Origin of the sequence: Pinibacter soli (genome assembly GCF_029961145.1) — a bacterium.
Classification (GTDB): domain Bacteria; phylum Bacteroidota; class Bacteroidia; order Chitinophagales; family Chitinophagaceae; genus Pinibacter; species Pinibacter soli.
Genome location: NZ_JASBRG010000003.1, coordinates 513,475 through 527,712 on the forward strand (window position 1 = coordinate 513,475; position 14,238 = coordinate 527,712).

Annotated in this window: 8 protein-coding genes; 4 read left to right on the top strand and 4 right to left on the bottom strand. The window is 41.7% G+C overall.

Annotation, left to right across the window (positions count from 1 at the left end; translation table 11 throughout):
* Window positions 1-39: 39 nt before the first annotated feature.
* Both QJ048_RS06475 and QJ048_RS06480 read left to right on the top strand, forming a co-directional pair.
* Window positions 40-2,253 carry a glycoside hydrolase family 3 C-terminal domain-containing protein gene (locus QJ048_RS06475; protein ID WP_282333522.1) on the top strand — a complete coding sequence of 738 codons (2,214 nt, stop codon included), beginning with the start codon at window positions 40-42 and terminating at the stop codon, window positions 2,251-2,253.
* 173 nt (window positions 2,254-2,426) lie between these two features.
* The gene (locus tag QJ048_RS06480; RefSeq protein WP_282333523.1) at window positions 2,427-4,775 is read left to right on the top strand and encodes a glycoside hydrolase family 31 protein; all 2,349 of its coding nucleotides are present in this window, start codon (window positions 2,427-2,429) and stop codon (window positions 4,773-4,775) included.
* 287 nt (window positions 4,776-5,062) lie between these two features.
* Here QJ048_RS06480 and QJ048_RS06485 read toward each other — a convergent pair whose 3' ends face one another.
* Together QJ048_RS06485 and QJ048_RS06490 are read right to left on the bottom strand one after the other, a co-directional pair.
* On the bottom strand, window positions 5,063-7,978 hold the full coding sequence (locus tag QJ048_RS06485) for a triple tyrosine motif-containing protein (RefSeq protein WP_282333524.1): 2,916 nt from the start codon (window positions 7,976-7,978) through the stop codon (window positions 5,063-5,065).
* Between the two features lie 155 nt (window positions 7,979-8,133).
* Window positions 8,134-9,888, bottom strand: coding sequence for a cellulase family glycosylhydrolase (locus tag QJ048_RS06490; RefSeq protein ID WP_282333525.1), 1,755 nt, complete (start codon window positions 9,886-9,888; stop codon window positions 8,134-8,136).
* A 599-nt stretch (window positions 9,889-10,487) separates the two neighbouring features.
* Here QJ048_RS06490 and QJ048_RS06495 point away from each other — a divergent pair.
* On the top strand, window positions 10,488-11,639 hold the full coding sequence (locus tag QJ048_RS06495) for a dermokine domain-containing protein (protein ID WP_282333526.1): 1,152 nt from the start codon (window positions 10,488-10,490) through the stop codon (window positions 11,637-11,639).
* Window positions 11,640-11,821: 182 nt separating this feature from the next.
* Here the strand turns inward: QJ048_RS06495 and QJ048_RS06500 are convergent, their stop codons facing one another.
* On the bottom strand, window positions 11,822-12,304 hold the full coding sequence (locus tag QJ048_RS06500) for a YybH family protein (RefSeq protein ID WP_282333527.1): 483 nt from the start codon (window positions 12,302-12,304) through the stop codon (window positions 11,822-11,824).
* Window positions 12,305-12,518: 214 nt separating this feature from the next.
* Here QJ048_RS06500 and QJ048_RS06505 point away from each other — a divergent pair, with 214 nt between their 5' ends.
* Window positions 12,519-12,680 carry a DUF6515 family protein gene (locus QJ048_RS06505; RefSeq protein ID WP_345774533.1) on the top strand — a complete coding sequence of 54 codons (162 nt, stop codon included), beginning with the start codon at window positions 12,519-12,521 and terminating at the stop codon, window positions 12,678-12,680.
* 50 nt (window positions 12,681-12,730) lie between these two features.
* Here the strand turns inward: QJ048_RS06505 and dacB are convergent, their stop codons facing one another.
* A complete protein-coding gene (gene dacB / locus QJ048_RS06510; RefSeq protein ID WP_282333529.1) occupies window positions 12,731-14,128 on the bottom strand; it encodes a D-alanyl-D-alanine carboxypeptidase/D-alanyl-D-alanine endopeptidase in 1,398 nt (465 codons plus the stop codon).
* Between the last annotated feature and the right edge of the window lie 110 nt (window positions 14,129-14,238).

Here is a 14,238-nt window from a genome sequence, read left to right on the forward strand (position 1 = left end):
TGCGTCTTTGCGTGAAATCTAAATGCAAAATCCATAATAATGTTTCACAAACAATTGCTGGCAGCCTCCGTATCATTAATGATGCTTTCTGCGAAAGCGCAGACACCTGTTTACAAAAACACTTCTTACTCCTTTGAAGAAAGAGCAAAGGACCTTGTGAAGAGAATGACTTTAGAAGAGAAAGTCAGTCAGATGATGAACAAGTCTGCTGCCATTGACAGACTCGATGTTCCTGCTTACAACTGGTGGAACGAAGGCTTGCATGGCGTTGGAAGATCTGGCATGCATGTAACGGTATTTCCGCAGGCGATAGGTTTAGCGGCAACTTTTGATAAACAGGCGATGTATAAAACAGCTGATATCATTTCAACAGAAGCAAGAGCCGTGCATCACGCTTATGAAAGAAAAGGCTCCCGGGATATTTATCAGGGCCTTACTTTCTGGACACCAAACATTAATATTTTCAGAGATCCAAGATGGGGCAGAGGGCAGGAGACTTACGGCGAAGATCCTTATCTCACAGCCCAAATGGGTATTCAACTTGTAAAAGGTTTCCAGGGAAATGATCCGAAATATTTAAAGATAACCGCCTGTGCAAAACACTTCGCCATTCACAGCGGACCTGAAAATTCAAGGCATTCATTCAACGTAGCGGTAAGTAACTATGATCTTGCAGATACTTATTTGCCTGCCTTTCACGATCTGGTAGTGGACGGAAAAGTCGCTTCAGTTATGTGCGCCTACAATGCATTCGGCGGTCAGCCCTGCTGCGGCAATGATCTGCTGATGACAAATATTTTGTACAATCAATGGAAGTTTCATGGTTATGTTACTTCCGACTGCGGAGCGATTGATGATTTCTTCAAAGGTCACAAAACCAGTACCGATGCTACTTCTGCCGCGGCTGATGCAGTTATTCACGGAACAGATGTTGAATGCGGACATACTTACACAACTTTGGTCAATGCGGTTAAACAAGGTTTAGTTGCTGAAAGCAAAGTCAATGAGTCGGTACAGCACTTGTTTGAAATAAGATTTCGTCTCGGCCTGTTCGATCCTGCGTCAATGGTGAAATACAGCAGTATTCCGGAATCAGTATTGGAAAGTGCTCCGCACAAAGCACAAGCTTTGCAAATGGCAAGGGAATCGATTGTGTTGTTGAAGAATGCAAACAATTTGTTGCCGCTTTCAAAATCAATCAGGAAGATCGCGGTGCTTGGGCCAAACGCAAACGACAGTATCAGCGTATTAGGAAATTACAACGGCTTTCCCACAAAGACTACAACTGTGTTACAAGGTATAAAGGATAAACTTGGTAAAAATGTTGAGCTGACATATGAACGTGGAACCGACTTCGTTACCAACAAAGATAATGTGGACTTTGCCGCTATCGCAAACAGGGTAAAGGATGCAGACGTCATCGTATTTGTCGGTGGCATTACACCTTCGCTCGAAGGAGAGGAAATGCCTGTAAAGATTGAAGGTTTTGATGGTGGAGACAGAACTTCTATAGATCTGCCGCATGTGCAAACTGCATTTCTGAAAGCATTGAATGCAACAGGCAAACCAATTGTTTTTGTAATGATGACGGGCAGCGCTTTGGCAACTCCATGGGAAGCCGGGAACATCCCTGCTATTGTAAATGCATGGTATGGCGGACAAGCAACCGGCGAAGCTGTTGCTGATGTTTTGTTTGGTGATTATAACCCTGCCGGACGTTTGCCGGTTACATTTTACAAGTCAACTGACCAGCTGCCATCGTTTACTGATTACAGCATGAACAATCGCACCTATCGTTATTTCTCCGGAGAGCCTTTGTATGGCTTCGGTTATGGATTGAGCTATACAACATTTGCTTATTCAAACTTTGGGGTTCCTTCTTCTGTTGTTACTGGTAAGCCTGTTACAGTAAGCGTTGATGTACAAAACACGGGCAAAGTGGATGGTGATGAAGTGGTTGAATTGTATGTGAAGCATGGCACAGGTGTGAAAGCGCCGATCCATGCTCTGGAAGGGTTTGAACGCATTCATTTTAAAGCAGGCGAAAAGAAAACGGTGAAATTTACTTTAACTGCAAGACAATTATCTGTGGTTGATGACAACGGCGTTAGACTGCAGGTGCCTGAAAAATTACAATTGTTTGTCGGAGGACAACAGCCGACTGCTGCAGCTTTGAGTAGCAAAAAAGTTATCAATAAAACTGTGGAGGTAAAAGGAAATCAGATTGTGATTGAAGATTTAGGACTACACTAGATCTTCGATAGTTTTTTTCACCACTAAGACACTAAGGACACAAGATTCACTAAGAATCTCTGAGTACTAAAGACTGTCATAAATATACGGCAACCCTTAGTGTGGCTTAGTGCCCTTAGTGCCTTAGTGGTAAATCTTGAATCCCGCATCATCAACACTAATTAATCAAACTTATGCAAACGCGCAGAATAAAATTTACACTTTCATTTGCCCTTGTCTTATTACTCGCAACCGCTAAAGCCCAGACATACACACGCATCTCAAACGGTGTTTCAATAAACACAAAAGGTATTACTACGGAAATCACATTTTTCAACAACGGCATCGTTCACGTAAAAAAATATCCTGTCGGCAATGTAGCAGAAACAAAGAGTTTCAGCGTCATCGGAAAGCCAGGGAAACCAACTGTTGCAATTATTGAAGGAAAAGATGGGCTACAGATCAAAAGCAAAAATATTGCTGTAATCATGAGTATGCCTTCTGGACAGATAAAGTTTGGTAACAATGAAGGGCATCTTTATTTACAAGAAAACAGTACAAGTTTTTCGCCTGTAAAAGATGGCAATGAAAATACATTCAGGATCAAACAATCTTTCAAACTGGAGCGAGACGAAGCGATTTATGGTTTTGGTCAATTTCAAAATGGCCACATGAGCCAACGCAATCAGCAACTGCTGCTGAAGCAGGAAAACATGCGCATTGCTATTCCATTTTTTCAGTCCATAAAAAATTATGGCGTCTTTTGGGACAATGCATCCGCAACTGTTTTCAGCGATTCAAATAATGTTGCCTCGCTGCAATCTGAAATTGGCAATTGCATTGATTACTATTTTATCAAAGGCGCAAATGCAGACAGCGTTATCGAGCAATATCAGTTACTCACCGGTGAAGTGCCGATGTTTCCTAAATGGGTGTTCGGTTATTGGCAAAGCAGAGAACGATATACAAGTCAGCACGAATTGCTGGATGTCGTAAATCGTTATCGTGCACTCAAAGTACCGCTAGACGGCATTGTGCAGGATTGGCAATACTGGGGCGAAGATCAGGCGGACTGGAACGCTGTAAGATTTGGTAATCCTCGTTTTCCTGATCCAAAGAAAATGATCGATAGTGTGCACAATATGAATGCGCATATCATCATTTCTGTCTGGCCGTCTTTTGGGTATAAAACAAAAATTTATAAGGAACTGGAAGCAAAAAATATGCTGTTCAATTTTCAAACATGGCCGCCAAAAGATGTAAAAGTGTACGATGCTTTCAATCCCGAAGCACGAGATATTTACTGGAGCCACATGAAGAATGATATTTTTTCGCTGGGCATGGACGGTTGGTGGCTCGATGCTACAGAACCTGAAAAAGCCGGCCCGGATTTGGTTATAGATGCACAATCAACTTACGCCGGCTCGTTTCAAAAGGTTGGTAATGCCTTTCCCATTGCAACAACAGGCGGCGTCAGTGATCATCAAAAGCAACTCACAAAAGATAAAAGAGTTTTCATCTTAACACGTTCAGCGTTTGCTGGGCAACAACGTTATGCCACGATGTTGTGGTCGGGAGATATACAGGGAAAATGGGATGTGCTGCGTGCGCAAATTGCAGCTGGCTGCAATCTTTCGCTGAGTGGTATTCCTTACTGGAACACGGATGTGGGTGGTTTCTTCACCGGCAACAATTATCCGCTGGGCGTTAAAGATCCTGCTTACAAGGAGCTGTATGTACGATGGTTCCAGTTTGCTACGTTCTGCCCGATGTTGCGATCACACGGTACAAATACTCCCCGCGAAATTTACCAGCTTGGCAACAGAGGTGAATGGGCTTTCGATGCGGTGGAAAAATATATTAATCTGCGTTATCAACTTTTGCCATACATCTATTCGTGTGCATGGCAGGTTACATCACAACACTTAACAATGACGCGTGCTCTTGCAATGGATTTTGCATCTGATAAAAATGTGTGGGATGTCAACAATCAATACATGTTCGGAAAGTCGTTACTTGTTTGCCCGGTGACGGATTCACTATACACGAGCAGGGCAGGAGGTGTAGCGGAAACCAATTTCAGCAACGTAAAAACAACTTCAGTGTATTTGCCGTCAGGCGCCGATTGGTTCGACTTCTGGACGGGTGAAAAAATGAAAGGTGGTCAGCAAGTTTCAAAACAGGTACCGATTGATATCATTCCTGTGTTTGTAAAATCAGGAACAATATTGCCCGTTGCAGCCTCTAAGCAATTTGCACTGGAACATGCAGATTCAACACTTGAAATCCGCGTGTATGAAGGTGCCAACGGCGAATTCATTTTGTATGAAGATGAAGGCGATAATTATAACTACGAAAAGGGGGTGTATGCAACAATTTCTTTTAAATGGAACAACGCAAAATATCAACTCGAAATTTCAGACCGTAAAGGAAAATTTCCAGGCATGTTGCAAACGAGGAATTTCAACATAAAACTTGTAGGCAAAGACGAGGGAAAAGTTGTGAAGTATAATGGGAAGAAAGTGGTAGTGCCATTCAATTAGGAATTAGAAATTGGCAATCCAGTTTTAAAACAACACCAAACAACAACTACTAATTCCTAATTCAATGTCGTTTAGTTAAGGTGTTTAAAAAAAATAAAAGCATCTCGCTTGTCATCCCGAGGAACGAGGGATCTGGGCCTAACACTAACGGACACTATGCGTAAATAAACACACAGATCCCTCCTTCGTCGGGATGACAAGCAGTCTTTCTTTCCTGGACATAGCAACCAAGTAATTGAAAAGTTGCTTAACTAAACGACATTGAATTCCTAATTTCTAATTCCTCTTTATTCTCCTACCATCGCCAAAAAGTCAAACAACCCTGTTTCATTTGGCAGATCGAGTTTTTTACGTAAACGGTAGCGGCTTGTTTCTACGCCACGTATTGAGATGTTCAGCAGATTTGCGATTTCTTTTGACGAAAGGTTGATGCGCAAATACGCACACAGCTTAAGGTCTGTTGCTGTCAGTTGCGGAAATTTATCTTTTAATGTTTTAAGAAAATCATTGTTTACTTTGTCAAAATAATTTGCGAAGCGATCCCAGTCATCGTCCGTTTCAAGTTGATCGTTGATCAGTTTAATGATCTTGCGAACTGTTTTAGCTTCCTTTTCTGAGTCCAGTTCTCTCAGCGGAACGAGTTCTTCTTTTATCTTATTAAGCACTTCACGCTTTTGCAAAAGCGTCATTGTGTTGGAAGCCAGCTCCGTGTTTTTGTGCGCTACTTCCGCTTCCAGTTTTTCATTACGAAGTTGTATAATTTCTCTTTCATTCTTTTCAACAACGCGTTGGTGCTCGAATTGAAGGCGTTCTTGTTCCGCTTCATATTTTTCCTGCTGCTTTTGCAATTTTATTTTCTGATTCAGTAAATACTTTTTCTGTTGTCTTTTGTAGAACCAATAAATAATGTAAGCAAACAATAAAAGATATACCAGGTATGCAACGATGGTTCGGTACCACGGCGGCAATACCGTGAATGAAAAAGTACTTACTGGAGAAACATTTCCGAGATCATCTTTTGCTTTTACTTCAAAAGTATAATCGCCTGCAGGCAGGTTTGTATATGATTTTTCGGCTTTCTTCGACCATGGTGACCACTCGCTTTCAAAACCTTTCAGGCGGCAGCTGTAATCTGCCTGCTGCACAAAAATGGGTGATGAAAATTCAAACTGAACAGAGTTGTATTTGTAAGAAATGCTTCGCGAAAACTTAACTGTTTCTACTGACGACGTTGTGTCTTTTAGTGATAGGTAGCCTCCGAATAGTACACTGTCTGTTTTGCTGGAGGCCGTTATTTTTCTTAGTAAAACACTTACGGAACGTTTGTTGTTTTTGTATTTCTCATAATCAACATTGTAGAAACCTTCCTCGCTTCCTATCAAAACATTGCTGTTGTTGTAAGGATAAATAAACTCTTCACCATTGCTCATTATTACACTGTTGAGCTCTGGAATGAAGACGATCTTCGGCTGATGCGGATCGCTACAGTCAATCACGCCTGGCTTTTTGTCCTGTATAAACCAGATGTTGCCATGCGCATCGTCTTTCAAATAGGAAACGCTTGCATTGCCAAATATCTTTGTAAAAAAATCTGATCTTTTAAAGTCGTTGATAGCAGGATCAAATTCGAAAATGCCTTTGCCAGTGGTTAGTACAATCTTTCCCTGAACATTGAAGACATGGTTATGATTTTCCGATAGTATTTTGTTTTTATCATTGTACAGCTTGTTCTGCAATACACCGGCTGTGTCAAAATATATCCTGTATAAACCTTTGTAGGGATGCGCCGCCCAGATATTGTTTCCCTCAATTGCTACGAATTTCGCAGACTCAAAATGAGTATGTTGTTTTTTGTTTACAAACTGTCCATTCTCATAACTGTAGAGATTGATGCCATTGTATGTTCCCGCAAGCATAAGAGGAGCGGGCGTTTGCGAACCCAGCGGTCGAAATAGCCAGAAGCCAGTTGTCTCATCAAGTGGAGAGGCGGCGTTGCCATTCACGATATAAGCTCCTTCGTTGTGGCTGATCAGCAAATGATCATTTACAATGTTCATTCCCCATACCTGTCCCTGGCTTTTTTCAATGATATTAAATTGTGCAGCCGTTTGGTTCAGTTGATCTGCATTCTGCAAGGGTGCCCGATACACGCCTGAAGCAGTTCCTAAGTAAAGATTGTTTTTGTACACGATCGCAGCATAACCGGGACTTTTATTCTCATTATCAGGATTGATGTGCGCAATAGCATTATCATGTGCAATAAGATCGATTCCGTTATCAAGACCGAGCCATAAGTTTTTATTCCTGTCAGCAAAAACATACATTATATTGTTTTTTTGCAAACCGTGTTTCTTGGTTAAATGCTGAACGACTTTTCCCTGGCTGTCAATAATGTAAAGACCATTAAGGTTCGTTGCTATTGCCGTAAGATTACCATCCAGCACGCAGGCAGAGTAAAGGTTATCCTGGCTAATGGCAGTAACGTCCGGAGATTTAAATTTTTCGATGTCCTTGTCGCGTATGGTATACAAGCCATTTTTCAATGTTGTGATCAGCGACATATCTCCGGTAAAATCCGTGATTGCTTTTACTACGGTATTGTGTCCTTTGAAATCGTCTCCGTTTGGCAATGGTATCCATTTGCCATTTGAAAAATATACAAGTCCCGTTTCAAACTGTTCGGCTACGAGCAAATTTCTCGTAACGCCCAGGAAGCCCCAGTTAATACTTTCGTATGCTTTGATGGTATTGCCGTGCAGCCAGAATATTCTTTTAGCGGAGCGGAAAAAAATATCGTCGCCCCACTTGATCACGTTCCATACATCGGTGAATTCATTTTCCTTTGGAGGAATGATGTCTTTGAAAGAGTGATAGACAAGTGCATTGTTGCTGTCAAAATAGAAGTATCCGAATTCCTGTTGTCCGCCCACATAGATCCTGTCGTTGTCGATCATCAATGAACGAACGATACTTTTGTTGGGGAGCTGGTATGTATTCCAGTAAGTGCCATCGTACACAAGCAAGCCATCGTCGTTGGCGAAATACATAATGCCGCGCCTGTCCTGCCCAATGCAGCGTGTTTGTTTGCCGGCTTCATAAACCTGTCTGGAGAAATTGGAGATGGACGGCAGGCCAACCTGGTTTTGGGCATTGATTATTGTTGCAAAAAGTAGAAGCAGTATTGTCGTCAGTATCTTCCTCATCTGCGAAGCAATCAGTTGGTTAAAACGTAAATATAACAGGTGTTTCGGGGATTTTGGATAGGATTTTTTGAAAAAATGCAGAAAGTTTAACGCTAAATGCCTAACGCCTAACGCCAGCGTATTGGGCGTTAGGCGCTAGGCATTGCGCATTAAGCCTATTTCTTCAGATCAAATTGCAGGTCTTTTAAATTGAACCCTCCTTCATTTATTATCAACCTGAGCGTGTGCTTTCCTTTGGCAAGATTTACTTTTCCAAGATCGACAGACTGCCATGATGAGGATGCAGGGATCTTCGTGTTTTCTGATGTGTTTTTACCGTCAATATTAAGGGTTACATTTCCCTTGTCTGTTGCCGACATAATATTAATAAGTACGGAATAATTTCCCGGCTTGGAAACGTCGATAGTGTACTGCAACCATTCGCCCGCTTCTGTACTTCCAACATAATAGTTTTTCGCGTCAGCGGAATCTTTGAAAATGTCCACGCCATCATTCCGGAAACTTCTGCCGCGATTGCCACCACGGCTACCTTTGGAAACGTGGTAGTCGGCTGTGTCTTTATCAAAATATGCAAAACCGTTTCTGCCCAAATCATACTCAACTGCGTTTACAGCATTACCGCCGGATATGCTGTGAGTTTTGAAAGGAACCGCTGTTGAAGCAAAAGGCTGCCTGAACATCGCGTCGATCACATCTGTATGAACAACTGTATTGCCGGCTTTGGTAGCCTTCGCCAGTTTCATCAAACCGTTGTAAGCCTCGGTAGCATCCGGTTTCGCGCCATTTCCATTTATATAGTTTACGAGTTTATCATAATCCGGGTTTGATTTGATTTCCTCCGGATTGTTGTTGCCTATTTTTTTCAGGGGCCACCATGCCCAACCGATGTTTTGCGATTCCATTAATCGAATGGCCTCTGTGTACCAAACGTTGGAGTTTTCACCCGTTTCGCCTATCCAAACCGGTACATTGTATTTGCTACGGGCATCGAGGATGTGTTTAACAGAGTTCACATCATTGTAGTTCCAGTATTTATGAAAGCTTAGCACCATGTTGTTGTCCCATGTTGGTAAAATGCCGTTGTAGTTGTTACCCCAGCCATTTCCTTCAATGATGACAATGTGTTTCTGGTCCACTTCGCGAATGGCTTTGGTAATGTCCTGCATTAGTTTTTTCAACGGAACATTGTGTTGTTCTTTGGTTCCGTTTTTGTCGTTTGCCAGGTCATCAAAGCCCCAGTTGGGCTCGTTGATAATGTCGTAACCGCCGATCCATGGTTCGTTTTTGTAGCGATCCGCCAGTTTTTTCCAAAGGGCGATCATTTTTTGCTGATTTGCCTCGCTTTCCCACAAAGAAGGTTTGGATCCGTCGCGGTCAGCAATATTCAGGTCATTTCCCTGTCCGCCCGGTGCCGCATGCAGGTCGAGAATCAGGTACATTTGGTTCGCCTTGCACCATGCAAGCAGGCTGTCAGTGAGTGCAAAACCTTTTGCGAGCCAGGTATTTTCGCCGGGTGTTTTTTCCTGGTCGATCGGTAAAGTGAAAAGATTGTAATGCATTGGCAGGCGAACAGAATTGAATCCCCATTTTTTCAGCGAGTCAATGTCTGCCTTTGAGGTATGATTGGCAAGCCATGCATCGTAAAACTCATTCGTTTTTTCGGCACCGATGATCGATTCTATTTTAGCCTTGATCAAGTGTTGCTGGCCTTCCTTGTTAATGTGCAACATGTATCCTTCCTGGAGCATCCAGCCACCAAGGCCAATGCCGCGAAGCAAAATGTTTTCTCCTTTTTCATTAACGATGCGTTGATTGTCGGCCTTTAAAAATCCCTGGGCTGAGGTTTTTGCATTCAAAGCTGTAACAGCTAAAGCAATGCATAAGGGTTTGCGTAATTTTTTGGCTAGCATAATGCGCTTTATGTGGTTTGTATAAATATAGGAGAGCGGGGTTGCAATTAGGCGCCAGGTGCTACTTCATTCATTCGCCATCAGTGAATTGTGTATGGTGTAAGAAGTACGCCGTACGAAATGCTTTACAATGTTGCTCCCGAACGAATCTCGTACACCGTACTTCGTACATCGCACACTGGAAATCAATCATTCTACATCTTACGTCCGACACCTCACACTTAAATTTTTGCCCGGTTACCCAACTTCTCGTCCGCTCGTCTGTTTATAAAGAGGGCATTTCGCCTAATTAATACTCTTTAATTTTCAAAAAACTATTCAATGGTGGTCCTTGCCAGGCAAATCAGGAATATCTCTCGCGAGCTTGTACGCATAAGGATCCTCCTGCAAGAGGCCGAGAAGTTACCGAGACGCCCGGTAATTTCTGGACCTTTGGGGAGCAAGGTAGTTGCGTTCCTCACCTTTAGCTTACCCGATAATCTTAGGCAACAATAAAAAATTATTTAACCGAGTGCGTATTAATACATTCACTATTATTATCGAAAAAATTAATATTACATTTGTTTAATACTGTATGTTATACATTCAATTGTCTTGTTATGAATAAACTCATTTTAATTTGTTTGGCAGCAGCCATTAACTTGTTAAGTGTACAGGCTTTTTCTCAGGACAAAAAGTCTAAGGACAAACCAGCTAGCCAGGATACAACAGCTACCTTAGGGCTTGCTGGCGACAACCTGGATCTTTATGCTGTATTAGACCTGTTTCAAAAGTCAAAAACAATTGAAGCGTTTGAAAAATCGCTCAATGATGAAAAATTGAAGATCAATAACCTGGATCTGAACCTGGATAAAAAAGTTGATTTTATTAAAGTGGTCACTACGCAAAAAGACAGTTCGTATACATTCATACTGCGGGATGATATTAGTAAAACTGAATCGCAGGATGTTGCTGTCATTCTGTTAGATAAACTCAAAGGTGGGAAGGTTAGCCTGCAAATTGTTGGTGACGAGGAATTATATGGCAAAGATTATGTTATTGAACCTAAAGGAAATTCGTCGATTACCAGTAACCCTGGGTACACCGGAGACAACCCGGTTACGGTTAATGTTCCGGCCACAACGACTGTGGTGGTGCAATCTGCACCAATCGTACAGTATGTTTATTCGCCCGCGTATGTACCTTATTATCCGCCTTATTACTACGGCTATCCCCCCCCGTGGTTTGGATTTGCAACTGTTATGGCTGTAGGTATATATCGGTCCAATCACTACTATCATGGGGGCTATTACGGTGGTCACTATCATGGCGGCGGAAATACCGTGATTATTAATAACAGAAACAGTATAAATCATTACAATAACACCAGGAACGTATCCAACACAGTGCGCAATAACCAGAATAGAGGTAGTTATGGTAATGGCACTATAGATCGCTCGGGAAACAGAAATTCGGCATCAAACCGTCCATCTAATTCACCATCTAACAGGCCATCAACATCTAACAGGCCCTCAACGTCAGACAGGCAATCGCCCTCAGCATCTAACAGGCCCTCAACGTCAGACAGGCAATCGCCCTCAGCATCCAACAGGCCCTCAACCTCAAACAGGCAATCTTCATCTCCTTCAATGTCAAACAGACAATCATCAGGCGGGTCACTTGGTGGTGGTGGGTACAGTGGCGGTGGGCGTTCTATGGGTGGTGGCCGTTCTTCCATGGGCGGCGGCGGAGGCGGAGGCAGAAGACGCTAGCTTCACTACATTGTACCAATACAGTAGTTAGTAACTTGAAGCCTGAATAATTAAATAATGAACCTCGTAACAGGATAGGTGATCAGGAATTTTGTGCGCATAACACAAGAAGAGAGATTTATAAAAAAACCGCTCTCCAAACATATTTTTGGAGAGCGGTTTGATAAGTGCTACATCATTTTTTATTTAGTGAGCCCGTCGGAGGCGCTCATATCTCTTACAGCAACATATTGGCCATTTCTCTTTTCAAAAAGGCTCATATAATTTCCCGTATTGAGTTTCGTATTGAGAGAATCAGTCACTGAAAAAACACCAAGTTCTACAACAAGTTTTCCATCATTTGAAACAAAAACCTCGTTGGTTGTAAATTTGATCTTATCAATAGGTGAAGTCATATCAGATGTTAAAAAAGCGATGATTGCTTGCTTGCCCTCTATCGGTGGCCTGTTGGGATAAAAACTTTTCGCATCTTCTGCATAATAATTAATGCTTCTCACCTCGCCACTATTGTATACGGAAGCAAATGAATCTTCCTTCGCCTGGATTTCTTTTTTGATTTGTTCTTTATCGATTACTTCTGCTGCGTTTTCTGTTTTCGCATTACAGGCGAGCAGTAGCCCCACTATACAAGGTAACGTGCATCTTTTCAGAATTAGGTATGGCATAAATTGAATTTTTATTATTTTACTAATATAAGAATAAACACACCTATTAAAAAATAATGCGATGTTTCAATTGAATTTTCCTTTTGGTGATGCGCTTTAAAAAACTCAACCTTTTACAAACGTAAAACAGCAATCCGACTAACATTGAAGCCTTGTGGAAAAAACACCAAGTGTGGCCTCGCTTCATCACGACGGTTTACACCTAATTTCTAGTGTGGAAGTTGGGTCAAACTTGCCAAATTTTCCAATAGGCGGCGAAGAAGTGAAAATAGGTGATCAAACTTATATGAAGGTTGGCGAGACTTATTATCAATCGGTGAAAATAGACGGCAAACCAAAGTACGAAGTGGCACAAGTGGAGCAGGCAAGCAAATAATTGAAAGTTGAAAGTTGAAAGTTAGCAAGCAAGGCATTTTCAATTTTCAATTACTTCAGCACATTCAGTACCTCGTACATCTTCGTAACCATCGACGCTGATGGGCCATTAAAGCCATTGATCAGAAAGGCTATGATGTATTTGTTGCCGTCTTTGGACGTGTGATAACCACAGAATCCTTTTACACAGCCAATGGTGCCGCTTTTGAGTTTCATTCCATTGTATTCGGGAAACGAATTGTAGTAAGATGAAAACCATGGCTGTTGTTTCGCATACTGCAATACTTTTACCAACGCGTCCGTTGTTACGCGGTTTTGCGGAGAAAGCCCCGAACCATCCATTATGTTCAACGATGTTTTGTCGATCCCTTTTTGTTGCCAGAAATCCTGCACGATATTTACACCTTCGTCTGTTGCTCCAAATCCTTTCTTCTCGTACGCAAACGTTTTTAATAAGGCCTCACCATATAGATTAATGCTTTTCTTCAAAAACCAGTAAACAAGCGAATCGAGTGAAGGTGAGTAATAGGTATAAAAAATGGAATAGCCTGCCGGCAAATTGTTTGTTGTATGAGTTTTTGCAAGTGCTTTGCTTAGCCCGGTGTCTACATGTTTATTTGAATAAAATTGTAGGAAATTGGCGAAATATTTCGAAGGATCCGGGAAAGTAGCAGAGATGGAAAAATCGTTTTTTTCTGCTGGCACAGAGCCTGTTACCAATATTTGCTGATTATTTGTCGGATTAAAATATGCGTAAGTATTGTCGCCGGAATTTTTAACGCCAGTTTTTAGCTCATCTATGTTGATATTAATATTGGCATAAGCAGGTAGTAGTTTTGAAATCTGAGGTTTGGTTTCCTCTCTGCCTGTATTGAAAGCAATGTCAAATTGATTTTCCCGCCAGTTCAAAGCACCTTGGCCTGCACCATAATAGTTGGCAATGTCCTGCCATATCCAACCTTCCGGAAAGAAACGTTTTGAGAAACCTTTGTCGACAATGTTAATTGAAGAAACCAGGTAGCTGTTGATGTTTGCCTTCACTAATGCACTTGCGATGTTTTTATATATAGCATCTTCTTTTGTAGAAGCGTAGCGCCAGCTACCAAAACTTGGATCACCATGCGGCATGATAACGATGTTAATGGAGTCTCCATTTTTGCGGGACGCGAAATCTGTTTTATAGCGATAATCTTTTCCCAATAATTCAAAAGCCGTTGCACTCGTCACCACTTTTAAACAACTAGCCGTAGCCAACCCTATCTGCGAATTTTTATCAAACACCACATTGCCTGTTTTTTCATCAACTACCAAAAGACTATAAACGGCATGTCTCATTTGCGTGTCCTTCTCAAGTTCACTCGTCGCTTTAATCAATCTCTCTTTTATTGATTGTGCGAGAATAAACGAACAAGACAACATGCATATAATTGATAAATAAACTTTTCGCATCTTTGAACTTTAGAACAACAAAGAACGCAGATTTTCATGATTGTCAAGATTATTATGATTTCAAAAAATATCTTGATTAATCATGAAAATCATGAAAATCTGCCTTCCTC

Excerpts from the sequence above, each read along its gene's own strand:
- QJ048_RS06475 (WP_282333522.1), top strand. The coding sequence starts at position 40 with ATGTTTCACAAACAATTGCTGGCAGCCTCCGTATCATTAATGATGCTT.
- QJ048_RS06480 (WP_282333523.1), top strand. The coding sequence starts at position 2,427 with ATGCAAACGCGCAGAATAAAATTTACACTTTCATTTGCCCTTGTCTTA.
- QJ048_RS06485 (WP_282333524.1), bottom strand. The coding sequence starts at position 7,978 with ATGAGGAAGATACTGACGACAATACTGCTTCTACTTTTTGCAACAATA.
- QJ048_RS06490 (WP_282333525.1), bottom strand. The coding sequence starts at position 9,888 with ATGCTAGCCAAAAAATTACGCAAACCCTTATGCATTGCTTTAGCTGTT.
- QJ048_RS06495 (WP_282333526.1), top strand. The coding sequence starts at position 10,488 with ATGAATAAACTCATTTTAATTTGTTTGGCAGCAGCCATTAACTTGTTA.
- QJ048_RS06500 (WP_282333527.1), bottom strand. The coding sequence starts at position 12,304 with ATGCCATACCTAATTCTGAAAAGATGCACGTTACCTTGTATAGTGGGG.
- dacB (WP_282333529.1), bottom strand. The coding sequence starts at position 14,128 with ATGCGAAAAGTTTATTTATCAATTATATGCATGTTGTCTTGTTCGTTT.